We start from the raw sequence: 24,315 nt of genomic DNA, 5'->3' as shown, positions 1-24,315 counted from the left end.
GAATGCGCTTTCCGCGCAAGCCACTGTTCCGCAAAATGGAACAATCGCGAGTCGGCGGAGGACGGCATGGATCGGTGGCAGGCGATGCGGGTCTTCGTCCGGGTGGCGGAGGGCGGGGGCTTCGCCGAAGCGGCGCGCCAGCTCCACCTCAGCCCGCCGGCCGTGACCCGGGCGGTGGCGGCCCTCGAGGCGCGGATCGGGGCGCGGCTCCTGACCCGGACCACCCGCTCGGTGAAGCTCACCGAGGCGGGCGGGCGCTACCTGGAGGATTGCCGGCGCATCCTGGCGGAGATCGCGGAGGCGGAGGCCGCCGCGGCGGGCTCCTACGCCACGCCCTCCGGCACCCTGACGGTGACGGCGCCGGTGCAGTTCGGCCGCCTCTACGTGCTGCCGGTGATCACCGAATACCTGGCCCATCACGCCGCCGTCTCGGCGCAGGCCCTGTTCCTCGACCGGATCGTCAACATGATCGAGGAGGGTGCCGACGTGGGCGTCCGGATCGGCGCGCTTGCCGATTCCGGCCTCGCGGCGATCCGGGTCGGCACCGTCCGCCGGGTGCTCTGCGCCGCACCGGCCTACCTCGACCGGCACGGGACGCCCGGGACGGTGCGGGACCTGCGCGACCACGCCGTGATCGGCTCGGCCAGCACCGGCCCCGGGACCGTCGCCCTGCGGCCCCGGCTGACCTGCAACACCATCGACGCCGTCCTGGCGGCGGCGCTGGCCGGCCAGGGCCTCGCGCAGCTCCTGTCCTACCAGGTCGCCCCGGCCGTGGCGGAGGGGCGCCTGCGCCTCGTCCTCGACGATCCGGAGGCGGCGGCGATGCCGGTCCACGTCGTGAGCCCCGAGGGGCGGCGCGCACCCGCCAAGGTGCGGGCCTTCATCGATCTCGCGGTGGCGCGGCTCCGGGCCGACCCGCGGGTCAACCCGACCCGTTCCTGACATTCTTCGGGGCTTCCAGACCATGCGCGACCTCGCCGCGCATCTCGCCGGCGGGGCGACCACGCTGTGCCATTGCTGGGCCCTGACCCGGCGCGACGGCGTCCGCCTCGGCTTCACCGACCACGACCGCGACCTCAGCTTCGGCGGCCTGACCTACGCCGCCCGCTCCGGGCTGGAGGCGGCCGAAGCCAGCGCCGAGCTCGGCTTTGCCATCGGCGGCGGCGAGGTCGCCGGGGCGCTCTCGGCGGTCGGGCTCACCGACGCCGACATCGCCGGCGGCCTCTACGACGCCGCCTCGGTGGAAACCTGGCTGGTGGATTGGCGCCGCCCCGAGACGCGCCTGCTCCTCGAAATCGGCACGGTCGGCGAGGTGCGCCGGGCCGGCACCGCCTTCGTGGCCGAGTTGCGCGGGCTGATGGACCAGCTCGACGCCGAGCGCGGCCGGACCTACCGTGCCACCTGCGGGGCCGATCTCGGCGATGCCCGCTGCCGCGTGGACCTGACCGATGCCCGCTTTGCCACGACCGGCACGGTGCTGGCGGCGCCGGAACCCGGCCGCCTCGCCGTCGCCCTGGCGGGAGATTTCGCGCCAGGGTGGTTCGCCGGGGGGCGCCTCGCCTGGATCGGCGACGGCCAAGCCGGACAGGAGGCCGAGATCCGCGACCAGGCCGGCGCAACGGGGACGATCCGCCTCGACCTCTGGCAGGCCCCGCCCCGCCCGGTGGCGCCGGGCGACCGCTTCCGCCTGACGGCGGGCTGCGACAAGCGCCTCGCCACCTGCCGCGACAAGTTCGCCAACGTGCCGAACTTCCAGGGCTTCCCGCACCTGCCGGGCAACGATTTCGTGCTGCGCCCCGCCCCTGGCGCCGGCCCGGGCCTCGACGGCGGCAGCCTGTTCCGGTGAGGCCGCCATGACATTCGAGACGATGACATCCGAAACGATGACGCCCGAGAGGATCGTCACCCTGGCGCGGGCCTGGATCGGCACGCCCTATCGCCACCAGGCCTCCCTGAAGGGCGTCGGCTGCGACTGCCTCGGGCTGCTGCGCGGGGTCTGGCGCGAGGCCCTCGGCCCGGAGCCCGAGGCGGCCCCGCCCTACGCCGCGTCCTGGGCCGAATCCGCGCCGCCCGGCTGCGATCCCCTGGCGGACGCGGCCGCGCGCCACCTCCTGCCCGTCGACGGTCCGCCATCGGCCGGCGACGTCCTGCTGTTCCGCTTCCGCGCCCACCTGCCGGCCCGGCACTGCGCCCTCGCCACCGGCGCCGGCACGATGATCCACGCCCATGACGGCGCCGCCGTCACGGAGGTCGCCCTGACGGCCTGGTGGCGCCGCCACCTCACCCAGGTCTTCCGCTTCCCGGGCGTGGAGGGCGGCTAACCGACGAGGTCGTCGATCGTGACGGACAGGACCTCGGCGATCCGGCGCAGGGTGTCCACGGTGCCCTCGCGCTTGCCGGTCTCGATCTGCGACAGGAACGGCTGGGCGATCCCGGCGGCCTCCGCCAGGGCGCGGGCGGTAAGGCCGCGGTGCTCGCGCCAGACGCGGATGCGGTTCTCCCCGCCAAGGATGCGGTCCACCATCCCGGAGGGCAGCAACTCCTCCTCGCCGGCGGCGAGCCGACGGCGGAATTCCTGGATCGCGAGGCGGTCGGCATTGTCCTCGGCCGCCTCGCTCAGGGCGCGAAAATCGGCTTCCGACAGGACGACGAGGCGCTCGCCGGCCGGGGTGACGATGGTCTGGGCGTTCATGGGCGAAGGTCCGTTCCGGCAGTGTCCGATGCGACGGGTTCGTCGGGGTCAGTCATAGGCGCTGCCCCGGGGGGCGACCCGGATCACGGCGAGGATCTCGCCCTCGTCCGTATAGAGGACCCGCCAGTCGCCGACCCGCAGGCGGAAGACCCCGGGTTCGCCCTTGAGGGCCTTCACGTTGTTGGCCTGGGCGGCCGGATCGGCCGCCAGCAGGGCGATCTTCGAGCGGATCATCGCCGAGACGTTGGCCGGCATCCGGCTCAGCGTCTTCAGGGCAGCCTTGCTGTAAGCGATCCGTTTCACCAATGAAAAATAGCACATCGCTATAATACCGCAAGGGCGAGTTGCCCCGAGATCTCAGACCTCGCCCCCACTCCCGGAGTCCGCCATGGCCACGCTGATCCTGCAAACCGCCGGGGCGGCGGCCGGTACGGCGCTGGGCGGGCCGATCGGCGGGATCATCGGCAGTGCCCTCGGGGCGGCGGCGGGCTCCGGCCTCGACGCCGCCCTGTTCGGGGGACTGGCGGGCGGGCGCACGGTCGAGGGGCCGCGCCTCTCCGACGTGGCGGGCCTCAGCTCCGGCGAGGGCGACCCCATCCCGCGGGTCTACGGCCGGGCCCGCATCGGCGGCACCCTGATCTGGGCGACCCGGCCTCTGGAGGTGGCGAGCCCCGCCGCCGCCAGCGCGGCCGGCGGCAAGGGCATCGGCGGCGGCAAGGTCAAGCGGACGGCCTATGCCTACTTCGTCGACCTCGCCATCGGGCTCTGCGAGGGCCCGGTGGCGGGCCTCCGGCGGGTCTGGGCGGACGGGCGCGAGATCGACCTGACCACGGTCACCCTCCGCCTGCACGTCGGCGACGGGGACCAGGCACCGGACCCGCTCATCGTCGCCAAGGAGGGGGCGGCGAACGCCCCCGCCTATCGCGGCCTCGCCTATGTGGTGTTCGAGCGCCTCGCCCTGGCCGAGTTCGGCAACCGGATCCCGCAATTCGCCTTCGAGGTGCTGCGCCCCGTGGCAGGCCTTGCCGGGATGATCCGGGCGGTCTGCCTCATCCCCGGCTCCACCGAGTTCGGCCTCGATCCGCTGCGCGTCACCGAGGAGGCGGGCTACGGCACGACCCGCCCGGCCAACCGGTTCCAGCTGCAGGCGGGCACCGACGTCACCGCCTCCCTCGACGCGCTCCAGGCGCTCTGCCCGCGGCTGGAGCGCGTCTCCGTGGTGGCGAGCTGGTTCGGGGACGACCTGCGCGCCGGACTCTGCACCCTCGCCCCCCGGGTCGATTCCACCGCCAAGGTGACGAGCGGCGACGCCTGGTCGGTGGCGGGCCTGGGCCGCGACCAGGTGGCGCCCGTCTCGACCGGGCCCGAAGGCGGGCCGGCCTATGGCGGCACGCCCTCGGATGCGGGCCTGACCCGCCTCGTGGCCGACCTGCACCGGCGCGGCCTCGCGGTGGTGCTCTACCCCTTCGTGATGATGGACGTGCCGGCGGGCAACCGCCGGCCGGACCCGCGCGACCCGGCCGCCGCCGGCCAGCCGGCCTATCCCTGGCGCGGGCGCATCACCTGCGACCCCGCCCCCGGGCAGCCGGCGAGCCCGGACGGCACCGCCGCGGCCGGCACGCAGGTGGCGGCCTTCCTCGCGCAATATCGCCCCTTCGTGCTGCATTACGCGACGCTCGCGGCCGCCTGGGCCGCCGCGGGGATTCCCCTCGCCGGCTTCATCCTGGGCAGCGAGTTCGTCAGCCTCACCCGGGTGCGGGCGGAGGCGGGGCGCTACCCCGCCGTGGAGGGCTTCCGCAGCCTGGCGACGGCCCTGCGCCAGCGCCTCGGCCCGGACGTCGCGCTCGTCTACGCCGCCGACTGGACCGAGTACGGCGCCGACGTGCGCGACGGCGGCGCCACGGTCCGCTTCCCACTCGACGCCCTGTTCGCGGACCCGGCCATCGACGCGGTGGGGATCGACTACTACCCGCCCCTGACCGACTGGCGCGACGGGGACGCCCATGCCGACCTGGCGCTCGCCGATTCGATCTACGACCCGGCCTATCTCAAGGGGCGGCTCGGCGCCGGCGAGGCCTTCGACTGGTTCTATGCCGGTGCGGCCGACCGGGCCGCGCAGGTCCGCACGCCGATCACCGACGGGGCCGCCGCCAAGCCCTGGATCTTCCGGGCCAAGGACCTCGTTGGCTGGTGGGCGAACCCGCACATCGAGCGGGAGGACGGGCGCGAGACCCGGGCGACGGCGTGGGTGCCGCGGGGCAAGCCGATCTGGCTCACCGAGATCGGGGTGCCGGCGGTGGACAAGGGCACCAACGGCCCCAACGTCTTCCCCGACCCGAAATCCGCCGAGAACGCCAGCCCGCCCGCCTCGCGCGGCACCCGCGACGACCTGATCCAGGCGCGCGGCCTCGCGGCGATCCTGGGGCGGTTCGACCTCGACCTGCCCGGCTTCGAGGCCGCCCACAACCCGGTCTCGCCGGTCTATGGCGGGCCGATGGTGCCGGCGGAGGGGATCTTCGTCTGGTGCTGGGACGCCCGGCCCTACCCGGCCTTTCCCGACTTCGACACCGTCTGGGCGGATGCGGGCAACTGGCCGGTCGGCCACTGGATCACCGGGCGGATCGAGGGGCTGGAACTCGACCGGCTCATCGCCGCGATCCTGGCCGACCTCGGGATCACCGTGCCGGCCGCCATCACCGCCGACGCGACCCTCGACGGCTACGTCATCGACCGGCCGATGTCGGCCCGGGCGGCCCTGGAGCCCCTGGCGCAGCTCTACGGCCTCGACGTCTCCGCCGCGGCCGGCGCGCTGATCGTGCGCGGGCCGCGCCGGGAGGTGCCGCAGGCGATCGCGGCGGACGACCTCGTGGTCCTGCGCGACGCGGAGGCCCCCCTGGCCCAGGTCCGGGCCGAGGAGGCGGAGCTGCCGCGCTCCCTGGCGATCGGCTTCACCGACGGCGAGACCGCCGAGTACCGCCGGGCGAGCGCCGCCGCGACCCGGCCGACCGGCCGGCGCCGGCGCGAGACCCGGATGGAGGCCGCCGTGGTGACCCGGCGCGCCAGCGCCGAGGCCCTGGCGGAGGCCGCCCTCGACGCCGCCCTCGCGGCCCGCGACACCGCGCGCTTCACCCTGAGCCCGCGCCGGATCGACCTCGCGCCGGGCGACCTCCTGGCCCTGCCGGGGGAGCGGCTGCCGCACCGGATCCTGCGCATCGCAGACAGCCCGCGCGGGCGCGCCATCGAGACGCGGGGCGTCCCCCGTCACGGCCGGGCGCCGCGCGCGGGCGAACCGGCCGGACCGCGCCCGCGCCGGGCGGTGCCGGCCCTGGCCGGGCCGCCCTTCGCGGTCGCCCTCGACCTGCCGGCCGACCGCGGCACCCCGACCACCCTGCAGGCGCTGGCGGTGACGGCCGACCCCTGGCCCGGGCCGATGGCGATCTGGCGGGCGGAGGGCGAGGCCGCCCCGCTGGTGCCGCAGGGCTTCGTCGACCACCCCGCCTGCCTCGGCGAGACCCTGACGGCGCTGCCCCCCGGCCCGCTCTGGCGCTTCGACCGGGGCGCGGCCCTCACAGTCCGCCTGCGCCACGCCGGGGACCTCGACGCCATCGGCGAGGCGGCGGCCCTCGCGGGCGGCAACCTGTTCGCGGTGCGCAGCGCCGGGGACGGGGCGATCGAGCTGATCGCAGCCGCCGGCGCCACGCTGGTGGGGCCGGGCACCTACCGGCTCACCGGGCTCCTGCGCGGGCTGGCCAGCAGCGAGGCGCAGGCCGGGCGCGCGGCCCCGGCCGGCAGCCTAATCGTGCGCCTCGACGGGGCGGTGGTGCCCCTGGTCGAGCGCCTCGACGAGGCCGGCCGCCCGTTCCGCTACCGGCTCGGCCCGGCGGCGCGCGATCCGGCCGATCCGGCCACCGTCGCGCTGCGCGCCACGGCGGGCCTCACCGCCCTTAAGCCCCTGCGCCCCGTCCATCTCCGGGCACGGCGGGCGCCAGGGGGCGTGCGCCTCGCCTGGATCCGGAGGGCCCGGCGCGACGGGGATTCCTGGGACGCCGTCGAGGTCCCGCTGGAGGAGCCCGAGGCCTACCGAGTCACGTTCTACGCCGCCGCGGGCCACCCCCTCCGGACCCTGAGCGCGGAGCGGTCGGACCTCCTTTACGCCGCGGCGGACGAGGCGGCGGATTTCGGCACGCCCCAGGACCGCCTCGACGTGGCGGTGGCGCAGGTCGGCGCGGCGGCCGGGCCCGGCCCCGAGACCCGGGCGCGGGTTCCGGTGGAGCCCGCCTGAACCCGCGATTCAACCCAGTCCCGAGACACCCGGAGCCCGACGATGCCCGAGACCACCCCGATTCTGGCGCTGCCGCTGATCGCGGCCGGCCAGGCCCAGAAGCACGTCACCCACAACGAGGCCCTGATCCAGCTCGACGCGGTGGTCCAGCTCGCCTGCCGCGACAAGGACCTCGCCGCGCCGCCGGCCGCCCCCGCCGAGGGCGACCGCTACCTCGTGCTGAGCCCCGCCCCCACCGGGGCCTGGGCGGGGCTGTCCGGCCAGGTCGCCCAGTTCCAGGACGGGCGCTGGCGGGGCCTCGCGCCGAAACCTGGCTGGCTCGCCTGGATCCTCGACGAGGACGAACTCTACATCTTCACGGCCGCCGGATGGGTCAGGTTCCGCAGCACCCTCCGGCAGCTTCAGACCCTGACGCGCCTCGGCCTCGGCACCACGGCGGACGCCGCCAACCCCTTCGCGGCCAAGCTGAACACCGCCCTCTGGACCGCCCTGACGACGGCCGAGGGGGGCACCGGCGACCTGCGCTGCACCCCCAACAAGCAGGGGCCCGGCAACGTCCTCTCCCTGCTGTTCCAGAGCGCCTTCACGGGACGGGCCGAGATCGGGCTGTCGGGCAGCGACGATCTCACGATCAAGGTCGCGCCCGACACCGGGGGGTTCCGGGAAGCCCTGCGGATCGACCGGGCGACGGGCCGGGTCGACGTCGCCGGGCCGGCGCCCGCCCCTCTCCTCGGAGCGCCAGCCCTCCGCCTGACCCAGGACCTCGCCACGGATGGCAGCCTGCTGGCCGGCGGCCTGACGATGCAGGCGTCGAGCGGGGGCCTCGCCTGGACCGTCGCCGGCCTGGCCGGAACGGGCGGAACGGCGGGCGGCTTTGCGGGGGGCCTCGCGGTCTTCGTCAAGCCGGCGGACGGAGCCCGCCCCGGCGCCCTGCGCGAGGCGGCGCGCTTCGGGCCGGAGGGCAATCTGGGCCTCGGCACCAGCGCCCCCCTGACGACGCGGCTCGGGGTCGCCGGCATCATCGCCCACGCCGCCGACAACACCTGGAGCCTCGGCACGCCGGCGCTGCGCGCCTCGGTGCTCTATGCCGGGACCGGAGCGATTAGCACGTCCGATGCCCGCGAGAAGACGCCGGTCGCCCCCCTCTCGGAGGCCGAGATCGCCGCCGGCCGCGCGCTGGCCCGGGAGATCGGCCCCTTCCGGTTCCATGACGCCGTGGCGCGGAAGGGGGACGGGGCCCGGCGCCACGTCGGCCTCACCGTCCAGCGGGCCGTCGCGATCCTAGAGGCCGAGGGCCTCGATCCCTTCGCCTACGGCTTCGTCTGCCGCGATTCCTGGCCGGCGGTCGCCCCGCAGGAGGCCGGCCCGGCCACGGAGGCCGTGCGCGACGCGGACGGCGCCACGATCGCGCCGGCGGTCCCGGCACGGGCGGCCTGTCCCGGGCGCGCGGCCGGCGAGCGCTACGGCTTCCGCACCGACCAGCTGCTGCTGTTCCTCGCCCGCGGCTTCGAGGCGCGGCTTACCGCCCTGGAGGCGGCCGCCGGTCCCTGATCCGCGCGGGTCAGCGCAGGTATCCCGCCGCCCGCAGGTCGGCCTCGACCGCCTCGCACAGGGCCGCCAGCGGGTTGTCGTTCCGGGCGGCGGGCGGCTCGACCGGCCGCATGGGCGGGAACGCGAGGTCGGGCGGCCGCGCCGACCCCTCACGGGCGATGTCGCCGGTCTCAGTCTCGGTCTCGCGTCGCAAGGCCGTCGAGATGAGCTTTCGCAGCATGTCCGCCCCCGACCCCGCGGTCCTTCCAAGTATCGCGTCAGTTATCGCGTCGCGTATCGCGCAAGTCTAGCTGCCACGCCATCAAGCGGAGACAGGCCATGAACTTTAGTGCCATCGGCGAAGCCGTGCTCATCGCGCGCGAAGGGCGCCGCCTCACCGCCTATCGCGACAGCGTCGGGATCTGGACCATCGGCATCGGCCACACCGCGGCGGCCGGGCCGCCCCTGGTGACGCCGGGCCTGCGCCTGACCGCGGCCGCCTGCGACGCCCTCTTCCGGCGCGACGTCGCCCGCTACGTCCGGGCGGTGGACGATGCCATCCAGGACGCCTTGCCCGACGCCTTGCCCGACGCCTTGCCCGACCACGCCTTCGACGCCCTGGTCTCGCTCTGCTTCAACATCGGCCCGTCGGCCTTCGCGCGTTCCACCGTCGTCCGGCGCCTGAAGGCCGGCGACCGCGACGGCGCCGCGGCGGCGATCCTGCTCTGGAACCGCCCGGCCGCGCTGATCCCGCGGCGCGGCGCCGAGCACGACCAGTTCCTGACGCCCTACGACCGCGCCCTGCCGCGGGCGCGCCGGAGCGACGCGGCGCCGGTTCCCGCGGCAAGTGCCCTGACCCCGTCCCTGCAGCTTCCCCTGACCCCGTCCCTGCCCGTGCAGCGCCGGACGGTGCCGCGCATCCCGCCGCTGCCACGCCGCGGCCTCGAGCCGGCCCCCGATCCGGCGCCCGGGCGGCCCGTCGCCCTGGCCCGCCTGTGGGCGACCCTCCGCAACCGCCTGCGCGGCGGCCCCTGAGGGCCGGCCCCTCCGCCTTCGCTTCGATGTCCCCACCGATGGAGTCCGCGATGATCCGATTCGTCCCCGTTTCCTCGCGCGCCCGCCCCTTGCGCGCCCGCCCCTTCGCCGCCCCCTTCGCCGCCGGCGTCGGCCTCGCCCTCTTGGCGGTCGCAGCGGCCTCGGTCGCGGGGGCTTCGGCGGCCCCTTCGGCCGCACCGGCGACCGCCGCCGTGACCGTCCCCTGGGGCGACGCCCTCGCGGCGGCCGTCCAGGGCATCGGGAGCGTGGTGGTGCCCCTCGCGGTCACCGCCCTGACGGCGGCCCTGGCGCGGATCGCCGGGCCCGTGCGGGTCCTGATCACGGCCAGCCTGGTGGAGCGTCTGGTGCGCAATGTCGGCGCCTACGCGGTCAACGCGGTGGCGGGGGCGGCGCAAGGCCGCACGCTGACGGTCCCGATGGGATCGCTGGTGATCGCGGGCGCGGTTCAGCGCGGCCTCGACGCGGCTCCGGGCTGGCTCATCCGGGCCGCAGGCGGCGTCGACGGCCTCGGCGAGAAGGTGTTTCGCAGCCTGCCCCTGGCGGAGGAGGCCACGGTCGCCAACACGCTTCTGCCCGCGCTCCGGGCGGCGCGGGCGCACCGCCCGGCCTGACGGACGGGGTCCGCGGGCGGGGGGAATCTCACGAGGGAGGGGGCCTTGCAGAAGATCGCCCTGGAGGCCGCGCACCTGCTCGTCTCGCAGGAGGGCGCGGGATGGATCGTCGCCGTCCTCCTCGGCCTCGCCTGCTTCCATCTCCACCGGGACTCGGTGCGCGCCCAGGAGGCGCGCCTCGGGGATACCGGCGCCACCGCCACCGCCCTCGAGCGGGCCTCGCAGAGCCATGCCGCCGTGGCGGCCGCCCTGGAGAGCCGGACCCGGGTGCTGGACGACCTCGCCCGCGTGATCGCCGAGCTCGCGCGCAGCGTCGAGCGCAACGACGAGCGGGCGCGGGAGAAGCTGGACGACATCCTGCGCCGGCTCGCCGAGATCCGGCCGCGCCCCTGAGGACACCGCCATGGACCGCCTCGCCCTCCTGCTGAATCGCCGCCGCGACCGCCGCCGGGTGGCGGCCCTGCGCCTGCACGCCGCCCGGACGGGGTTCGACCGCTCGTCCCAGGCCCTGCGGCGGGCCGCCCTCGCGCATATCGACAGCCAGGCCCTGGTCGGAGCGACCCTCCGGGCGACCCTCGCGCGCCTCGCCGCCCAGGCCCCCGGGCCGGCCTGAGCCGCGAGCCCCCGGGAGCCCGGCGGGAACCGAATGGCCGAGGTTGGGCTTGGGTCGGCATTCAGGGCACATTCAGTGCATCCTTCCTAAACGTCATCGCATGCGCATCCTCCTCGCCCTGGTGTTGATCGGACTGACCGTCGCGGGCTTCGCGACGGGTTCGATCGACACGTTCGCGGAGGAGACGACGACGGGCACCAGCGCGGTCTCGGCGCCCTTGATCGCGATGCCCCGCAGCGAAACCTGTCTCAGTCCGGCGGACCTGCGCGAGGCCGTCGCCGAGAAGCGGGTGATCGCCCCGGTGGCGGCCATCCGCGCCGCCCGCCAGGTGATTCCCCGCGCGGAGATCCAGCGGGCCCGCCTGTGCCGGAGCGACGACACCCTCGTCTACCTGCTCACGGCCCTGCGCCGGGACGGCCAGTTCGTCCACGTCGTCGTCGATGCCACCACCGGGCAGGTCAGCGGACCGTGAAGGCTTTCGGCCGGAAGCCGTTTCGCGCCGGCGCGGAGACGTCTAACGTGCGCGCCGCGCCGACCCGCGGGTCCGGGCCATCATCGTAGGAGTTCGGGACCGTGCGGTTGCTCGTCGTGGAGGATGACCGGGACATCAACCGGCAGGTGGTGAACGCCCTCGAGGAGGCCGGCTACGTCGCCGACAAGGCCTTCGACGGCGAGGAGGGGGGCTATCTGGGCGAGAGCGAGCCCTACGACGCCATCATCCTCGACATGGGCCTGCCCAAGACCGACGGCGTCAGCGTTCTGCAGAAGTGGCGCCGGGCCGGCATCAAGACCCCGGTCATCATCCTCACCGCCCGCGACCGCTGGTCCGACAAGGTCGACGGCTTCGATGCCGGGGCCGACGACTACGTCACGAAGCCGTTCCACATGGAGGAGCTGATGGCGCGCGTGCGCGCTCTGCTGCGCCGCGCGGCCGGCCACGCCACCAGCCAGATCGCCTGCGGTCCGGTGGTGCTCGACACCCGCTCGGGCCGGGTCTTCGTGGACGGCAACCCGGTCAAGCTGACCAGCCACGAATACCGCCTGCTATCCTACCTGATGCACCACACCGGCCGGGTGGTCTCGCGGGCCGAACTGACCGAACACCTCTACGACCAGGATTTCGACCGCGATTCCAACACCATCGAGGTCTTCGTCGGCCGCCTGCGCAAGAAGCTTGCCGTCGATCTGATCCAGACCGTGCGGGGCCTCGGCTATCTCGTCGACCCGAACCAGCCCGCGCCGCGGGTGTGATCTCAACGACGCGGACTCACCGCGAGCCGCCTCGCCCGGATCAGGGTCTGCATGTGCGCGAGCACGAGGGCGAAGAAGCGCCGCGGCACGGTTCCGTAGATCACGCTCGGCGGGTCGTGGTCGGGAATGGACCGTAGGTCCGGTCCCGGCCAAACGAAATCGTTGCCCGCGGACACGATGACCCACTGTCGCCGGTCATCGAGGCCCACGCTTTTGCAAACCTCCGCGGAAATTTACAGGCCGACGGTTCGGCCCTCGGGCTCCCGATGGGTGATCGGAACCACGATGCAGCTTCCGTCCGTGGGTTTGCGTGCGATGACCAGGACGGCGGGTCGGTCCTTCCGCGCCGATTCCAAACCCTCGCGACTCTCGTCCGACCAGAGGAACGCGTACCGGATCACGGTTCCGGCGATCGGCGGCTCGCCCGGGACCATGGTCGGAGACCTGCGCTAATCCGTGTCCGTCAGGCCTTTCGGGACCTCGGCGCTCAGGATCGCGTCGGCGATGTCGTCCGGGATATCATCGATCGTGAACGAACGCCGGTCGCGTTCGCGCAGGCGGATGAATTCGTCATAGGCCACGAGGACCGTCTTCGGGCGCCCGTTCTTGCTGATCACGACCGGGTTACGGATCACCTCGTCCTGATAGAATCCTGCGCGCTTGGCGAAGTCGGTGGCATCCGTATCGATCAGTTTGAACAGGTTCATACCGATCCAAGCCTCGACAACAAGCGGAGACAGATCCGTATTCTGCGGATTATACGGATCGAGTCATGGTGAGACACGGGCCTGCGCCCAGGCTAGAATGGGCGTGCCGGTCAAGCCGGAGTCGATCGAAATCTCAGGCGACCACCCCAAGACCCGTGCGATCGGCGGCGGCACATCCTCGGCCGTCGCGTTGATTTTCGGCTGCAACGCAGATCGGCTGCAACCCAGACTTTGGCCAGCATGATTCCCTCCCCCTCCTGGCTCCCGATGCGCCGCCGCTCGATCGCGGTGCGCCTCGCCACCTCGGCGCTGCTGGCGAGTTCGGCGATCCTGCTCATCGCCGCCTGGATCCTCACGACCCTGTACCGCGAGAACACCGAGCGCGCCTTCGACAGCCGCCTGCTGGTCTACGCCAACAACCTCGCCACCGACCTCGTCTCGCCCAACGACCCCGAGAGCCGGTCCTTCACCCTGAGCGATCCGCGCTTCGACCTGCCCCTGTCGGGCTGGTACTGGCAGATCGGCCGGCCCGACGCGAAGCCGCGCGACCTGCGCACCTCGCGCTCCCTGGTGGGCGTGCCCCTGAAGGCTGCCGCCACCCCCGACAGCAAGGCGGGCATCGGCCAGATCCGCCAGGGCTACGGCCGGGCCCAGGACGAGCGCCGCCTGCGCATCATCGAGCGCGACGTCGATCTCGGCGAGGAGGGCCGCTACACCGTGCGGGTGGCCGGCCCCGCCGACGAGATCGAGAACGACGTCGACCGCTTCCGCTTCTCGCTGATGGTCACCTTCGGGCTCCTCGGCCTGTCGCTCGCCCTGACGACCCTGCTGCAGATCCGCTTCGGCCTCGCGCCGCTCGCCAAGCTGCGCACGGCGCTGGGCGCCATCCGGCGGGGCGAATCGGACCGCATCACCGGCGAGTATCCGCGCGACATCGCCCCCCTGGCGGGCGAGGTGAACCTTCTCATCGAGACCAACCGGGAGATCCTGGAGCGGGCGCGGACGCAGGTCGGCAACCTCGCGCACGCCCTGAAGACCCCGCTCTCGATCATCGTCAACGAGGTTGGCGCCGCCGATGCACCCGACGACCTCGCGGCCAAGATCCGCGAGCAGGCCGCGGTGATGCGCGACCAAGTGAACTACCACCTCGACCGCGCCCGGGCCGCGGCACTCGCCGGCACCCTCGGCACCTCCACGGAAGTCGAGCCGGCGCTGGCCGGCCTCGTGCGCACCTTCGGCAAGATCTACCGCGACAAGGACATCGCCTACGAGGTCCACGTGCCGGCCGGCCTGCGCTTCCGGGGCGAGCGCCAGGACTTCGAGGAGATGATCGGCAACCTCGTCGACAACGCCTCGAAATGGGCCCACGGCCGCGTGGCGATCCGCGCCGAGGCGGTGGGCAAGAACGATTATCCCCACCTTCTCGTGGCGATCGAGGATGACGGCCCGGGCCTCGCCCCGGAGGACCGGGCGGACGTGCTCGGGCGCGGCCGCCGCCTCGACGAGACCAAGCCCGGCTCCGGGCTCGGCCTCTCGATCGTGGCCGATCTCGCGGCCCTCTATCGCGGCCGCTTCCGCCTGGAGGAGGCGACGCTGGGCGGCCTGCGGGCGGTGATCGAGGTGCCGGGCGATGCGCCGGCCGGCGTGGCCCCGCACTGAGCCGCGGACTCGCGGAGCGCCGTGCAGCGGCGTGAGGGCCGCCGATCCCCGGCCGGGATCCCGGGACCCGGTTTCCCCGCAAGCCGTCATGCTCTAGGGTTGCGTCCTCCCCCCGACGTGCTGCGCGTGACACCGTGTCGCCCGAGGCCTGCATCGTGCCGGCGGGGGCCCGCGTCTACATGCAAGCGGGGCAGCGTTCGGGGCGTGATGACGGCACTTTGGTTCATACTGGCGGTCATGACCGGCGCGGCGGTGTTCGCCCTGCTTTGGCCGATGTCGCGCCGGGCCAATCCCGCCGCCCCGCCGGAGGGCGGTGGCCTCGCCACCGAGACGGGCTTCTACGAGGACCAGCTCCGCGAGATCGAGCGCGACGAGGCCCGCGGCCTGATCGCGCCCCCCGAGGCGGAGGCCGCGCGCACCGAGGCGGCCCGGCGCCTGCTGCGCGCCAACCGCGCCGGCGTCCCGGCGGCCCAGGACATCGCCGAGCCGGCCCTGCGCCAGCGCCGGGCGGCCTCGGCCTTCGCCCTCTCCACCATCCCCCTGGTCGCACTCATCGCCTACGGTCTCTACGGCTCGCCGCACATGCCGGCTCAGAGTGCGGCGGAGCGCCAGTCCGCCCAGAGCGGCGACCAGGACCTGCTCAAGGCCATCGGCCAGATCGAGGCGCGGCTCGCGGCCGATCCCACCGACGGGCGCGGCTGGTCCGTGCTCGCCCCCGTCTACATGCGGATGGGCCGCTTCGACGACGCCGCCCATGCCTACGAGGCCGCCACCCGCATCCTCGGCGAGACGGCGCAGCGCCTGTCCGACTGGGGCGAGGCCCTGGTGGCGGCGGCCAACGGCGCGGTCACGCCCCAGGCCAAGGCCATCTTCCAGCGGGCGGTCGACCTCGACGGGCAGGTCGCCAAGCCGAAATTCTACCTGGCGCGGGCGGCCGAGCTCGACGGCGACATTCCCCAGGCGATCCAGCGCCTCCAGGCCATGGCCGACGCGGCGCCGGCCGACGCCCCCTGGCTGCCCCTCGTCCGCGAGAACCTGGCGCGCCTGAAGGGCGAGGCCGCGCCCGGCGAGACGAAGGCCCCCGAGGCCGGCGCCGCGGCCGCCCTCCAGGCCCTGCCACCGGCGAGCCGCGACGGCGCCATCCGCGCCATGGTCGACAGCCTCGACAAGCGCCTGGCCGACCGGGGCGGGAGCCTGGAGGACTGGCTGCGCCTCGTGCGCTCCTATGGGGTGCTCCAGGAGCGCGACAAGGCGAAGGACGCCCTGGAGCGGGCGCGCAAGGCCCTGGGCGACGATCCCGAGGCGAAGACCCGCCTCGACGCGATCGCCGCCGAGGCCGGTCTGGCCGCGGCCCCCGCGGATGCGGCTGCGGCCACGCCCTCCGCTCCTCCCGCCCGGACCGGTTCGGCCTCCGACGAGGCCGCCCGAGCCGGCACGGAGGCCGCCGTCGCGGCCGTCAAGGCGATGCCGGTGGCCGAGCGCGACGCCGCCATCCGCGGCATGGTCGCGGGTCTCGACCGCCGCTTGGCGGCCAAGGGCGGCAGCGTCGACGATTGGCTGCGCCTCATCCGCTCCTACAGCGTGCTCGGCGAGCGCGAGCGCGCCCTGCAGGCCCTCGATCGGGCCCGCATGGCCCTGAGCCCCGATGCGGCGGCCATGGAGCGGCTCGGCGAATTGTCGCGCGAGCTCAGCCTCCAGCCCAATGCGAAGCCCGGCAATGCGGCGGCAAAGCCTTGAGCCCCTGACAATCGGTCCCGGCCCCGGCCCTTGACCCGGGTGGCGCCCCGGCCGACACCGGAACCTGCAAGAAACCCCGCCGGGCGGTCCGGCGTGGAACGCGCGCCGCCCCACCGTCCGAGCCATCAACCGGGATCCTGTCCACGTGACCCGCAAGAGCCGCCGCCTGATCCTGATCGCCGCCTGCGGCGCCGTGCTGGCGTTGGCGCTCGGCCTGATCCTGTCGGCCATGAGCGGGTCGATCGTGTTCTTCCGCTCGCCCACCGAGGTGGCCGCGCAGACCGTGGCCCCGGGCACGCGCTTCCGCCTGGGCGGCCTGGTGAAGGACGGCTCGCTCCAGCGCGGGCCGGACCAGACCGTCGACTTCGCGGTGACGGACACCAACGCCACCATCGCGGTCCAGTACCGCGGCCTGCTGCCCGACCTGTTCCGCGAGGGCCAGGGGGTGGTCGCCGAGGGCACCCTGCTGCCGGGCGGCCTGTTCCGGGCCGACACGGTTCTGGCCAAGCACGACGAATCCTACATGCCGCGCGAGGTCGCCGACGCCCTCAAGGCGCAGGGCCGGTGGCAGGAGGGCAAGGGCCTGGTCGACAAGCCCGCTGCGGCCGCCCCCGAGGCCCAGACGGTCGCCGGCGACAAGACCCTCGGCCAGCGCAGCGAGCGATGATGCCCCGCGCGCCCCGGCCCGTCCCCCGTCGGCCCCGCGTCCCGCGGCACATCCTCCCTTGGAAGGACACCCCGCCTTGCTGATCGAGGTCGGCCATTTCGCGCTCGCTCTGGCGCTCGCCCTGTCCCTGGTCCAGGCGGTGATGCCGGTCTGGGCCGCCCGCTCGGGCGACCAGGCCCTGCGGGCCGTGGCGACGCCCGCCGCCCTGGGCGCCTTCGCCTGCATCCTGTTCAGTTTCGGGGCGCTGACCTACGCCCACGTCACGTCGGACTTCTCGGTCCTCAACGTGATCGAGAACTCCCACACGGCCAAGCCCTTCCTCTACAAGATCTCCGGCGTGTGGGGGAACCACGAGGGCTCGATGCTGCTCTGGGTCCTCATCCTCGCCCTGTTCGGGGCGCTGGTGGCTGTCTCCCGCGAGTCCGTGCCGCCGACCCTGCGGGCGAACACCCTGGCGGTGCAGGGCCTGATCACCTTCGTGTTCGTGCTGTTCATCATCACGACCTCGAACCCGTTCACCCGTGTGAGCCCGGCCCCGGTGGAGGGCAACGACCTCAACCCGCTGCTCCAGGATTTCGGACTCGCGGTGCACCCGCCGCTCCTCTACGTCGGCTATGTCGGCTTCTCGATCACCTTCGCCTTCGCCATCGCGGCGCTGATCGACGGGCGCATCGACGCGGTCTGGGCCCGGGCCGTGCGGCCCTGGACCCTGATCGCCTGGAGCTTCCTGACGCTCGGCATCGCGATGGGCTCGTACTGGGCCTATTACGAGCTCGGCTGGGGCGGCTGGTGGTTCTGGGACCCGGTCGAGAACGCCTCGCTGATGCCCTGGCTCGCCGGCACCGCCCTCCTGCATTCCACCGTAGTGATGGAAAAGCGCGACGCCCTGAAGGTCTGGACGGTGCTGCTCGCCATCCTCACCTTCTCGCTCTCGCTCCTCGGCACCTTCATCGTCCGCTCGGGCGTGCTGACCTCGGTCCATACCTTCGCCACGGACCCGACCCGCGGCGTCTTCATCCTGGCGATCCTGATCCTGTTCATCGGCGGCTCGCTCACCCTGTTCGCCTGGCGGGCGCCGATGCTGCGCCAGGGTGGCATCTTCGCGCCGATCTCCCGCGAGGGCGCGCTGGTGATGAACAACCTGTTCCTGGCCGCCGGCTGCGCCACCGTCTTCGTGGGCACCCTCTACCCGCTGCTGCTGGAGATGCTGACCGCCGAGAAGATCTCGGTGGGGCCGCCCTTCTTCAACTACACCTTCGTGCCCCTGGCGATCCCGCTGCTGCTCATCGTGCCCTTCGGCCAGACCCTGGCCTGGAAGCGCGGCGACGTGCACGCGGCGACGCAGCGCCTGTTCGCGGCCCTGGCCGCCGCGCTGGTGGTCGGCCTCGCCGTGACGGCCCTGACCTGGGGCGGCCCGATGATGGCACCCGTCGGGATCGGCCTCGGCGCCTACCTCGTCATCGGCTCCGCGATGGAGATCGTGTCCCGCGCCCGCGGCTACGGCGGCAACCGCGCCCGCGGCGCCGCGATCTGGCGCCGCGCCGCCGGCCTGCCGCGCTCCGCCTGGGGCACCGCGATGGCCCATGCGGGCGTCGGCGTCGTGGTCCTGGGCATCGCCGCGCAGGGCTGGGCGACGGAAGGGCTGAAGACCCTGAAGCCCGGCGAGTCCCTCGCCTCCGGCCCCTACGTGGCGACCCTCGACCGGGTCGGTCCGCGCACCGGCGAGAACTACGCCGAGACCACCGCCTTCCTGACCATCCGCAACGCGGGCGGCGACTTCGTGGGCACGGTGGAGACCGGCAAGCGGTTCTATCCGAGCCGCAAGATGACGGTGACGGAATCCGGCCTGCTGACCATCGGCGCGAGCCAGGTCTATGCCAGCCTCGGCGAGGTCCTGCCGGAGGGCGCCATCGGCCTGCGGCTCTACTACAAGCCCCTCGTGCTGCTGATCTGGCTCGGCGCCGTGGTGATGGCGCTGGGCGGCGCGATCTCCCTGACCGACCGGCGCATGCGCGTCGGCGCCCCGGCGCGGGCACGGGCCAAGCCCGTCCCGCCCGGCATGGCCCCCGCTGAATGAGCCGGGCCGTGCTCCCGCACCTCGCCCTGGCGCTCGGGCTAACGCTGGCCTCCGTCGGCGGCGCCCTGGCGGTCCAGCCGGACGAGGTGCTGAAGGACTCGGCCCTGGAAGCGCGTGCGCGGGACATCTCGTTGGGCCTGCGCTGCCTCGTCTGCCAGAACCAGTCCATCGACGATTCCGACGCTCCCCTCGCCCGGGACCTGCGCCTCATCGTGCGCGAGCGCCTGACCGCCGGCGACGACGACAAGCAGGTCCAGGCCTACGTGGTCGGGCGCTACGGCGAGTACGTGCTGCTGCGCCCCGTCTTCGCCCTGCACACCCTGCTCCTGTGGCTGACCCCGGTCGCGGTGATCGGCCTGGGCCTGTTCGGGCTCTGGCGCCTGTCCCGCCGCCGCCCGGCCGCGGCCGCCGCGGGCCTCAGCGCCGAGGAGCGTGCCGAGATCGCCGCTCTGACCCGGCGAGACTGACCCCGGCCGGCTGCGGGCCGAGCGCGGTCGGCGTCGCTCCCACCCGCCTGCGCGACACGGCCTCCGAGGTCCCGGGGCGCGTGCTCCGGAGGCACAAGCGCCCATGGGCCTACGCCTCGCTTTTGCCCCAGTGAGGCGGGAGACCGGTCAGCAGCGACGGACCCCGCGGCCGGCGCGGCTTTACGAAGTCTTTACCCTGACTCGCGAGCGTCCCGTGCCATGCCGACCGCCTCGCTTTTCCGCCTCGCCGCCCTGGCCGGAGCCGCCCTTGGGGCCGCCCTGTCCGCGCTCCCCGCCCAGGCGCATCCCCACGTCTGGGTGACTACCAAGGCCGAGATCGCCTACGGCGAAGGCGGCCGCGTCACCGGCGTCCGCCACGCCTGGACCTTCGATGCCTCGTATTCGGCCTTCGTGACCCAGGGGCTGGACACGAACAACGACGGCAAGCTGACGCCGGACGAACTCGCAGGCCTCGCCGCCGAGAACACCGCCAACCTCGCCGAATTCGCCTACTTCACGAAAATGAAGGTCGGCGGCAAGGAGCAGGCCTTTGCCGATCCCGTCGAGCCCCGCATGGCGATGGAGGGCGACAAGCTGACCCTGAGCTTCCTCCTGCCCCTGAAGACGCCGGTGGCGCAGGGCCGCGGCGTCACGGCCCTGGAGGTCTACGACCCGACCTTCTTCGTCGCCTTCAGCCTGGCGGAGGGCGTGGATGCCGCCCGCCTCGCCGGGGCGCCGACCGGCTGCGCCGCCACCCTCACCCGACCCAAGACCGAGACCCCGGACGCCAAGACCGCCGATGCCAAGCCCGGCGATGCCAAACCGGGCATGTCGGAGGCGTTCTTCGAGGCGCTGACCTCGGCCTCGAACTACGGCGTCCAGTTCGCCAACCGGATCATCGTCGCGTGTCCGTAGGCACCGCCCTCGACGCCGCCCGCCCGGACGGCCGGTCCCGCCTCACCCGGCAGGTCGTCCTCGTCCTGGCGGCCGTCGCCCTCGCGACCCTGGTCGTTGCCGGCCTCGCCTGGCTGGTGAGCCCGAGCGTCACCGCGCCGCCGCCGCGCTCGCCCTTCGGCATCGGTTTTCGCGAGGCCACCCCGTCCGCCAGCGGCCTCGGGGGCCGGATCCTCGCCCTGCAGGCGAGCTTCTCCCGCAGCCTCCAGGCCGCGGTGCAGTCCCTCAAGGCGGGCGGCGCCTGGGGGCCGATGATGCTCCTCGGCTTCGCCTACGGCGTCTTCCACGCCGCCGGACCGGGCCACGGCAAGGCGGTGATCGCCGGCTACATCGTCGCCGGCGAGCGGGCCCTCACCCGCGGTTTCAGCCTCAGCTTCGCCGCCGCCCTGCTCCAGGCCCTGGTCGCCATCGCCCTGGTGGGCATCGGGACCCTGGTGCTCGGCGCCACCGCCGCCGGCATGACCCGCGCCGGCACGGTGATCGAGACCGTGAGCTTCGCCCTCGTGGCGCTCCTCGGCCTCAGCGTCACCTGGCGCAAAGCCGGCCGACTGGCCGGCCGCACCGATCCGGCCTGCGCCCCCGGCTGCGGCCACGTCCACCTGAACGACGCCGCGGCCCTGGCCCGGCTCGACTCGTGGCGCGAGCGCGCCGGCGTCGTGCTGGCCGCGGGCACGCGCCCCTGCGCCGGGGCGGTGCTGATCCTGGTCTTCTCCGCCTCGCAGGGCCTGCTGGCCGCCGGCATCGCCGCGACCCTGGCCATGGCCCTCGGCACCGCGCTGACCACGGGCACGCTGGCGAGCCTCGCGGTCTTCGCCAAGGCCTTCGCCCTGCGCCTCGCGGGCGGACGCGGACGGGCCGGGGTGCTCGCGGTCGGCGGCCTCGAACTCCTGGCCGGCGCCTTCGTGCTGGTGCTCGGCCTCGCCATGCTGGCCGGGCTCGCGGCCGATCTCGGCGGCTGACGCCTCTGGCGCCCTTACTCGCCAAGCCTTCCCTCGCCAAGCTCTCCCTCGCCAAGCTCTCCCTCGCCAAGCCCGTGAGGCCGTGGCACTCTCGCGATCCGAAGACGGAGAGAGCGCGGGCATGGCGGCGGGCTTCGAGCATATCCTGAACTGGCGGCTGCTGGCCGGCTCGCACGATTTTCCGGTCCGGATGGCGGCACCTGCATCAACGAGGCGGCGATCGTGGCCGCCGGCCTGCCCTATCGGGCGATCCGCGCCTCGGCCGATTGCCCGCCCTGTTTCTCGCCGCCCCTGTCCGCCTACGCCCTCGGCCTGAACGATGCGATGCCCGATGCCGAGCGGCCGCGCCTGATGGCCTTCGTGCTGCGGCTCTCCGGCTCGGCGGACGTCCCGGCCGTGGAGGCCGAGCGCGTCGCCTTCCTCGCCCTGGCGAGCGTCCGTCGCATCCTGCCGCCCCTCCTGGATCTGGCGGGCCTGCCCACCCTGGCCGCGGCCTGCGACGGGGCCGCGGATTCGGACCGGGCCCGGGCGGTCGCCCGGGACGCCGCCTGGCAGGGCGGCGCGCGGGCGCAGGAGGCCTCGCAGCGCGGGGCCTGGAGGCAGGGCGCTCGGGCCGCGGCGGTCGCCCGGGCCGCCACCGCCGCCGGGAAGGCCTTCGCGGATGCGCGCTGTGCGGCTGAGGTCGCGGAGGGTGCCGCGGCCTTCGTGCCGGAGGTCTGGGCGAGCGCCGTGGCGATCCTCGACGAGGCCCTGGAGATCGGCCGCCGGGCGGCGCCTCTCGAGCGCGCGCTGGTGCAGCGGCGCCTGGACGCCGCGCGGTCGGGGCTCGCGTAGAGCCCGGCTCAGACCGGGGCGGGCGCCGCCATCGGGTCGAAGGTCACGGTCTGGCAGTTGTCGAGCCAGACGCCCGTCAGGTGATAGAAGAAGGTGCCGTGGCCGACCACCGCGATGCTGTGCTCGGGCCGAGCCGCGAGCCAGTCGCGAAAGCCGAGGACGCGGGCGTCGAAGAGGGTGCGCGGCTCGATATGCACGCCGCGGGCGTCGGGCGCGCCCTCGGCATGCCACCAGATCTCCGGCAGATGGTCGACGGCGACGTCCGGGAACTCGGCGGCCAGCACCGAGGCGGCCCGGCCAACATCGCAGCTGCTTTCCTGGCACTCCCGATGCAGGACCTCGACGAGGATGCGCGGGCGGCTCGGATGGTCGCCGAAGATGCCCTGGGTTGTCTGGATCGCCCGGGTCAGGGGCGAGGTCACCACCAGATCGAAAGGGATGTCGTGCAGGGCCGCCCGGGCCGCCCGGACCTGGCCCTGCCCCCGCTCGGTCAGGCGGGCGTCGACGTGGCCGGGATCCTGTCCGGTCAGGCGGTGCGCGGCGTTGAAGGTCGATTCGCCGTGGCGGACGCAGACGATGCGAGTGGGGGCCATATGGGTCCGGTTTCGATGGGATGGGGGAACGGCGCGCCGGCGATAACTTCGCGAGGCGCGCCATCGTTGCGCGGCGCGTCAGGGCACCGCGCCAAAGAAAAAGGCCCGGTTGCCCGGGCCTCGATGACGGTGCGTGCGGATTCGGCGGGCGGTCAGGCCTTGCGGGCGACCGGGCCACGGCGGCGCAGGCGGACGATCACCTCGACGCCGGCGATCTCCATGCCCTCGGGGGCGTCCGGCAGGGAATCCACGGTGATCCCGCAATCGGGCATGTCCAGCACCTGGCCCTCGTCCTCGAGGAAGAAGTGGTGGTGCTCGCTCGGGTTGGTGTCGAAGTAGGCCTTCGAACCGTCGAGGGCGAGCTGACGCAGGAGGCCGGCCTCGGTGAACTGGTGCAGCGTGTTGTAAACGGTGGCCAGCGACACCGGCACCTTGGCGCGCATCGCCTCGTCGTAGAGCATTTCCGCCGTGAGGTGGCGATCGCCGCGGCCGAACAGCAGCCAGCCCAGGGACAGGCGCTGGCGGGTCGGGCGCAGGCCCGCCCGGCGCAGGCGATCGCGCAGATCCGACAGCGGGCAACCGCGACGGCCGGCGGCCATGTCGCCGCCGGGAACGGAGGCCCGCGCGTTCAGCACGGCCTGCAGGGGCAGAAGGTTCGACATCGGGCGTACAAACATCCCACGCGGAAAACGGGAAACTCAGCGGATATGTATACGGAACCCGCTGCCGCATCGCAACCCGAGCTGCACGCGGGGCTGGCCCTGCCCTATGCGGCGGCCCCCTCCGTCCCGTCGTGCCTCCGAGCAGCGGCCGCGGATTGGGACGCTTCGAACGGGCGGGCAGCTTTGAGGCGCACAAGCCCTGTGTTAACGAAGCGCCGATTTCACGCCGCAGCGCCGGCCGGATCGGCCCGTGCCGTGTCCGTTCCGGCGCCGACGGCGCGACGCCGAGGGGGCCACGCGCGCCCCGGACCCAACCCTGAGGACCGATCCGCTCATCATGTCTTCCGCTTCCGATCCGAACGCTCCGTCGGGCACCGCCCCGGCGACCGCCGCGCCCCAGCGGGCCTCGCACTATTCCTACGAGGAACTGCTCGCCTGCGGCCGTGGCGAGCTGTTCGGCGCCGGGAACGCGCAGCTGCCCCTGCCGCCGATGCTGATGTTCGACCGCATCGTCTCGATCGGCTCCGAGGGCGGCGCCCATGGCAAGGGCCACGTGCTGGCCGAGTTCGACATCCGACCGGACCTCTGGTTCTTCGGCTGCCACTTCAAGAACGATCCGGTGATGCCCGGCTGCCTCGGCCTCGACGCCCTCTGGCAGCTCGTCGGGTTCCATCTCGGCTGGCTCGGCGCCCCCGGCCGCGGCCGGGCGCTCGGCGTCGGAGAGGTCAAGTTCACCGACCAGGTCCTGCCGACGGTGACCAAGGTCGTCTACGGCATCGACATCAAGCGGGTGCGCCTCGGCAAGCTCGTGCTCGGCATCGCCGACGGTTGGCTCGAGGCCGACGGCACCCGGATCTACGAGGCCAAGGACCTGCGCGTCGCGCTGTTCCAGGCCCAGGCGGCGGGCGGCTGAGCCCGACGCGGTTGAGATCGGGACGCCCGAGTCCTACCTGAATCCACGCGA

General features: G+C 73.8%; 26 protein-coding genes and 1 pseudogene. 20 read left to right on the top strand and 7 right to left on the bottom strand.

Annotation, left to right across the window (positions count from 1 at the left end; all coding sequences use genetic code 11):
* The first annotated feature begins 66 nt into the window (after positions 1–66).
* From ASF41_RS20750 to ASF41_RS20740, 3 genes are read left to right on the top strand one after another with little or no spacing between them, the layout of a single operon-like run.
* A complete protein-coding gene (locus ASF41_RS20750; RefSeq protein ID WP_056496615.1) occupies positions 67–942 on the top strand; it encodes a LysR family transcriptional regulator in 876 nt (291 codons plus the stop codon).
* Between the two features lie 22 nt (positions 943–964).
* Positions 965–1,846 (top strand): DUF2163 domain-containing protein, encoded by an 882-nt coding sequence (locus tag ASF41_RS20745; protein ID WP_056496612.1) that lies wholly within the window; start codon positions 965–967, stop codon positions 1,844–1,846.
* Positions 1,847–1,853: 7 nt separating this feature from the next.
* Positions 1,854–2,321 (top strand): NlpC/P60 family protein, encoded by a 468-nt coding sequence (locus ASF41_RS20740; protein WP_244479739.1) that lies wholly within the window; start codon positions 1,854–1,856, stop codon positions 2,319–2,321.
* Here ASF41_RS20740 and ASF41_RS20735 read toward each other — a convergent pair.
* Together ASF41_RS20735 and ASF41_RS20730 are read right to left on the bottom strand one after the other, a co-directional pair.
* The gene (locus ASF41_RS20735; protein ID WP_056211922.1) at positions 2,318–2,692 is read right to left on the bottom strand and encodes a helix-turn-helix domain-containing protein; all 375 of its coding nucleotides are present in this window, start codon (positions 2,690–2,692) and stop codon (positions 2,318–2,320) included. The two genes, ASF41_RS20740 and ASF41_RS20735, sit on opposite strands and share 4 nt — an antisense overlap.
* 48 nt (positions 2,693–2,740) lie before the next feature.
* Positions 2,741–2,995 carry a type II toxin-antitoxin system RelE/ParE family toxin gene (locus ASF41_RS20730; protein ID WP_056496842.1) on the bottom strand — a complete coding sequence of 85 codons (255 nt, stop codon included), beginning with the start codon at positions 2,993–2,995 and terminating at the stop codon, positions 2,741–2,743.
* 85 nt (positions 2,996–3,080) lie between these two features.
* On the opposite strand from ASF41_RS20730, the gene ASF41_RS20725 reads away from it, so the two are divergent.
* Both ASF41_RS20725 and ASF41_RS26290 read left to right on the top strand, forming a co-directional pair.
* Positions 3,081–6,974 carry a glycoside hydrolase/phage tail family protein gene (locus ASF41_RS20725; protein ID WP_056496607.1) on the top strand — a complete coding sequence of 1,298 codons (3,894 nt, stop codon included), beginning with the start codon at positions 3,081–3,083 and terminating at the stop codon, positions 6,972–6,974.
* Between the two features lie 42 nt (positions 6,975–7,016).
* Positions 7,017–8,525 carry a DUF2793 domain-containing protein gene (locus ASF41_RS26290; protein ID WP_056496602.1) on the top strand — a complete coding sequence of 503 codons (1,509 nt, stop codon included), beginning with the start codon at positions 7,017–7,019 and terminating at the stop codon, positions 8,523–8,525.
* 10 nt (positions 8,526–8,535) lie between these two features.
* Here ASF41_RS26290 and ASF41_RS20715 read toward each other — a convergent pair whose 3' ends face one another.
* Positions 8,536–8,745 carry a hypothetical protein gene (locus ASF41_RS20715; protein WP_056211916.1) on the bottom strand — a complete coding sequence of 70 codons (210 nt, stop codon included), beginning with the start codon at positions 8,743–8,745 and terminating at the stop codon, positions 8,536–8,538.
* Positions 8,746–8,843: 98 nt separating this feature from the next.
* Between ASF41_RS20715 and ASF41_RS20710 the strand changes: the two genes are divergently transcribed.
* The 6 genes from ASF41_RS20710 (at position 8,844) to ASF41_RS20685 (ending at position 12,035) form a co-directional block, all read left to right on the top strand.
* Positions 8,844–9,539, top strand: a complete 696-nt coding sequence (locus ASF41_RS20710; protein ID WP_056496600.1) for a lysozyme — start codon at positions 8,844–8,846, stop codon at positions 9,537–9,539.
* Positions 9,540–9,589: 50 nt separating this feature from the next.
* Positions 9,590–10,171: a hypothetical protein gene (locus tag ASF41_RS20705; protein ID WP_244479738.1), complete on the top strand. Its 582-nt coding sequence runs from the start codon at positions 9,590–9,592 to the stop codon at positions 10,169–10,171.
* A gap of 45 nt (positions 10,172–10,216) precedes the next feature.
* A complete protein-coding gene (locus ASF41_RS20700; RefSeq protein ID WP_056277385.1) occupies positions 10,217–10,564 on the top strand; it encodes a hypothetical protein in 348 nt (115 codons plus the stop codon).
* A 10-nt stretch (positions 10,565–10,574) separates the two neighbouring features.
* Positions 10,575–10,784: a hypothetical protein gene (locus tag ASF41_RS20695; protein ID WP_056211911.1), complete on the top strand. Its 210-nt coding sequence runs from the start codon at positions 10,575–10,577 to the stop codon at positions 10,782–10,784.
* Between the two features lie 100 nt (positions 10,785–10,884).
* The gene (locus ASF41_RS20690; protein WP_056211910.1) at positions 10,885–11,256 is read left to right on the top strand and encodes a PepSY domain-containing protein; all 372 of its coding nucleotides are present in this window, start codon (positions 10,885–10,887) and stop codon (positions 11,254–11,256) included.
* Positions 11,257–11,357: 101 nt separating this feature from the next.
* Positions 11,358–12,035, top strand: coding sequence for a response regulator transcription factor (locus ASF41_RS20685; protein WP_056211908.1), 678 nt, complete (start codon positions 11,358–11,360; stop codon positions 12,033–12,035).
* Between the two features lie 2 nt (positions 12,036–12,037).
* Here the strand turns inward: ASF41_RS20685 and ASF41_RS20680 are convergent, their stop codons facing one another.
* Both ASF41_RS20680 and ASF41_RS20670 read right to left on the bottom strand, forming a co-directional pair.
* Complete coding sequence (locus ASF41_RS20680) at positions 12,038–12,244, bottom strand: hypothetical protein (protein ID WP_056350955.1); 207 nt, start codon at positions 12,242–12,244, stop codon at positions 12,038–12,040.
* 240 nt (positions 12,245–12,484) lie between these two features.
* A complete protein-coding gene (locus ASF41_RS20670) occupies positions 12,485–12,742 on the bottom strand; it encodes a type II toxin-antitoxin system prevent-host-death family antitoxin (RefSeq protein WP_056211904.1) in 258 nt (85 codons plus the stop codon).
* Between the two features lie 240 nt (positions 12,743–12,982).
* Between ASF41_RS20670 and ASF41_RS20665 the strand changes: the two genes are divergently transcribed.
* From ASF41_RS20665 to ASF41_RS20630, 8 genes and pseudogenes are all read left to right on the top strand, one after another.
* The gene (locus ASF41_RS20665) at positions 12,983–14,401 is read left to right on the top strand and encodes a sensor histidine kinase (RefSeq protein ID WP_056211902.1); all 1,419 of its coding nucleotides are present in this window, start codon (positions 12,983–12,985) and stop codon (positions 14,399–14,401) included.
* Between the two features lie 207 nt (positions 14,402–14,608).
* Positions 14,609–16,138, top strand: coding sequence for a c-type cytochrome biogenesis protein CcmI (gene ccmI, locus ASF41_RS20660; RefSeq protein WP_056496597.1), 1,530 nt, complete (start codon positions 14,609–14,611; stop codon positions 16,136–16,138).
* 145 nt (positions 16,139–16,283) lie between these two features.
* A complete protein-coding gene (gene ccmE, locus ASF41_RS20655; protein WP_056211898.1) occupies positions 16,284–16,805 on the top strand; it encodes a cytochrome c maturation protein CcmE in 522 nt (173 codons plus the stop codon).
* Between the two features lie 76 nt (positions 16,806–16,881).
* Entirely contained in the window at positions 16,882–18,882 is a 2,001-nt protein-coding gene (locus ASF41_RS20650; RefSeq protein WP_056350958.1) for a heme lyase CcmF/NrfE family subunit, read from the top strand.
* Positions 18,879–19,349 (top strand): cytochrome c-type biogenesis protein, encoded by a 471-nt coding sequence (locus ASF41_RS20645; protein ID WP_056496594.1) that lies wholly within the window; start codon positions 18,879–18,881, stop codon positions 19,347–19,349. The genes ASF41_RS20650 and ASF41_RS20645 overlap by 4 nt, the downstream gene beginning before the upstream one ends.
* A gap of 219 nt (positions 19,350–19,568) precedes the next feature.
* Entirely contained in the window at positions 19,569–20,264 is a 696-nt protein-coding gene (locus ASF41_RS20640) for a DUF1007 family protein (RefSeq protein WP_056211892.1), read from the top strand.
* Complete coding sequence (locus ASF41_RS20635) at positions 20,255–21,262, top strand: nickel/cobalt transporter (RefSeq protein WP_056496591.1); 1,008 nt, start codon at positions 20,255–20,257, stop codon at positions 21,260–21,262. Before ASF41_RS20640 ends, ASF41_RS20635 begins: the two co-directional genes overlap by 10 nt.
* A 121-nt stretch (positions 21,263–21,383) precedes the next feature.
* Positions 21,384–22,096 (top strand): annotated as a pseudogene (locus ASF41_RS20630) (hypothetical protein).
* 8 nt (positions 22,097–22,104) lie between these two features.
* Here the strand turns inward: ASF41_RS20630 and ASF41_RS20625 are convergent.
* On the bottom strand, positions 22,105–22,689 hold the full coding sequence (locus ASF41_RS20625; protein ID WP_056211886.1) for a histidine phosphatase family protein: 585 nt from the start codon (positions 22,687–22,689) through the stop codon (positions 22,105–22,107).
* Between the two features lie 152 nt (positions 22,690–22,841).
* Positions 22,842–23,351: a Fur family transcriptional regulator Irr gene (gene irr / locus ASF41_RS20620; RefSeq protein ID WP_056211884.1), complete on the bottom strand. Its 510-nt coding sequence runs from the start codon at positions 23,349–23,351 to the stop codon at positions 22,842–22,844.
* Positions 23,352–23,688: 337 nt separating this feature from the next.
* Between irr and fabA the strand changes: the two genes are divergently transcribed.
* Entirely contained in the window at positions 23,689–24,264 is a 576-nt protein-coding gene (gene fabA / locus ASF41_RS20615) for a 3-hydroxyacyl-[acyl-carrier-protein] dehydratase FabA (RefSeq protein WP_056211882.1), read from the top strand.
* The last annotated feature ends 51 nt before the right edge of the window (positions 24,265–24,315 follow it).

The sequence above is a fragment of the Methylobacterium sp. Leaf111 genome, assembly GCF_001423285.1.
In the GTDB taxonomy this organism is placed as follows: domain Bacteria; phylum Pseudomonadota; class Alphaproteobacteria; order Rhizobiales; family Beijerinckiaceae; genus Methylobacterium.
The sequence above is the reverse complement of the archived record's forward strand: the minus strand, read 5'-3'. Positions and strand labels throughout refer to the sequence as shown.

Coding starts and splice junctions, on each gene's coding strand:
- ASF41_RS20750 (WP_056496615.1), top strand. CDS start 67: ATGGATCGGTGGCAGGCGATGCGGGTCTTCGTCCGGGTGGCGGAGGGC.
- ASF41_RS20745 (WP_056496612.1), top strand. CDS start 965: ATGCGCGACCTCGCCGCGCATCTCGCCGGCGGGGCGACCACGCTGTGC.
- ASF41_RS20740 (WP_244479739.1), top strand. CDS start 1,854: ATGACATTCGAGACGATGACATCCGAAACGATGACGCCCGAGAGGATC.
- ASF41_RS20735 (WP_056211922.1), bottom strand. CDS start 2,692: ATGAACGCCCAGACCATCGTCACCCCGGCCGGCGAGCGCCTCGTCGTC.
- ASF41_RS20725 (WP_056496607.1), top strand. CDS start 3,081: ATGGCCACGCTGATCCTGCAAACCGCCGGGGCGGCGGCCGGTACGGCG.
- ASF41_RS26290 (WP_056496602.1), top strand. CDS start 7,017: ATGCCCGAGACCACCCCGATTCTGGCGCTGCCGCTGATCGCGGCCGGC.
- ASF41_RS20715 (WP_056211916.1), bottom strand. CDS start 8,745: ATGCTGCGAAAGCTCATCTCGACGGCCTTGCGACGCGAGACCGAGACT.
- ASF41_RS20710 (WP_056496600.1), top strand. CDS start 8,844: ATGAACTTTAGTGCCATCGGCGAAGCCGTGCTCATCGCGCGCGAAGGG.
- ASF41_RS20705 (WP_244479738.1), top strand. CDS start 9,590: ATGATCCGATTCGTCCCCGTTTCCTCGCGCGCCCGCCCCTTGCGCGCC.
- ASF41_RS20695 (WP_056211911.1), top strand. CDS start 10,575: ATGGACCGCCTCGCCCTCCTGCTGAATCGCCGCCGCGACCGCCGCCGG.
- ASF41_RS20690 (WP_056211910.1), top strand. CDS start 10,885: ATGCGCATCCTCCTCGCCCTGGTGTTGATCGGACTGACCGTCGCGGGC.
- ASF41_RS20670 (WP_056211904.1), bottom strand. CDS start 12,742: ATGAACCTGTTCAAACTGATCGATACGGATGCCACCGACTTCGCCAAG.
- ASF41_RS20665 (WP_056211902.1), top strand. CDS start 12,983: ATGATTCCCTCCCCCTCCTGGCTCCCGATGCGCCGCCGCTCGATCGCG.
- ccmI (WP_056496597.1), top strand. CDS start 14,609: ATGACGGCACTTTGGTTCATACTGGCGGTCATGACCGGCGCGGCGGTG.
- ASF41_RS20645 (WP_056496594.1), top strand. CDS start 18,879: ATGAGCCGGGCCGTGCTCCCGCACCTCGCCCTGGCGCTCGGGCTAACG.
- ASF41_RS20640 (WP_056211892.1), top strand. CDS start 19,569: ATGCCGACCGCCTCGCTTTTCCGCCTCGCCGCCCTGGCCGGAGCCGCC.
- ASF41_RS20625 (WP_056211886.1), bottom strand. CDS start 22,689: ATGGCCCCCACTCGCATCGTCTGCGTCCGCCACGGCGAATCGACCTTC.
- irr (WP_056211884.1), bottom strand. CDS start 23,351: ATGTCGAACCTTCTGCCCCTGCAGGCCGTGCTGAACGCGCGGGCCTCC.
- fabA (WP_056211882.1), top strand. CDS start 23,689: ATGTCTTCCGCTTCCGATCCGAACGCTCCGTCGGGCACCGCCCCGGCG.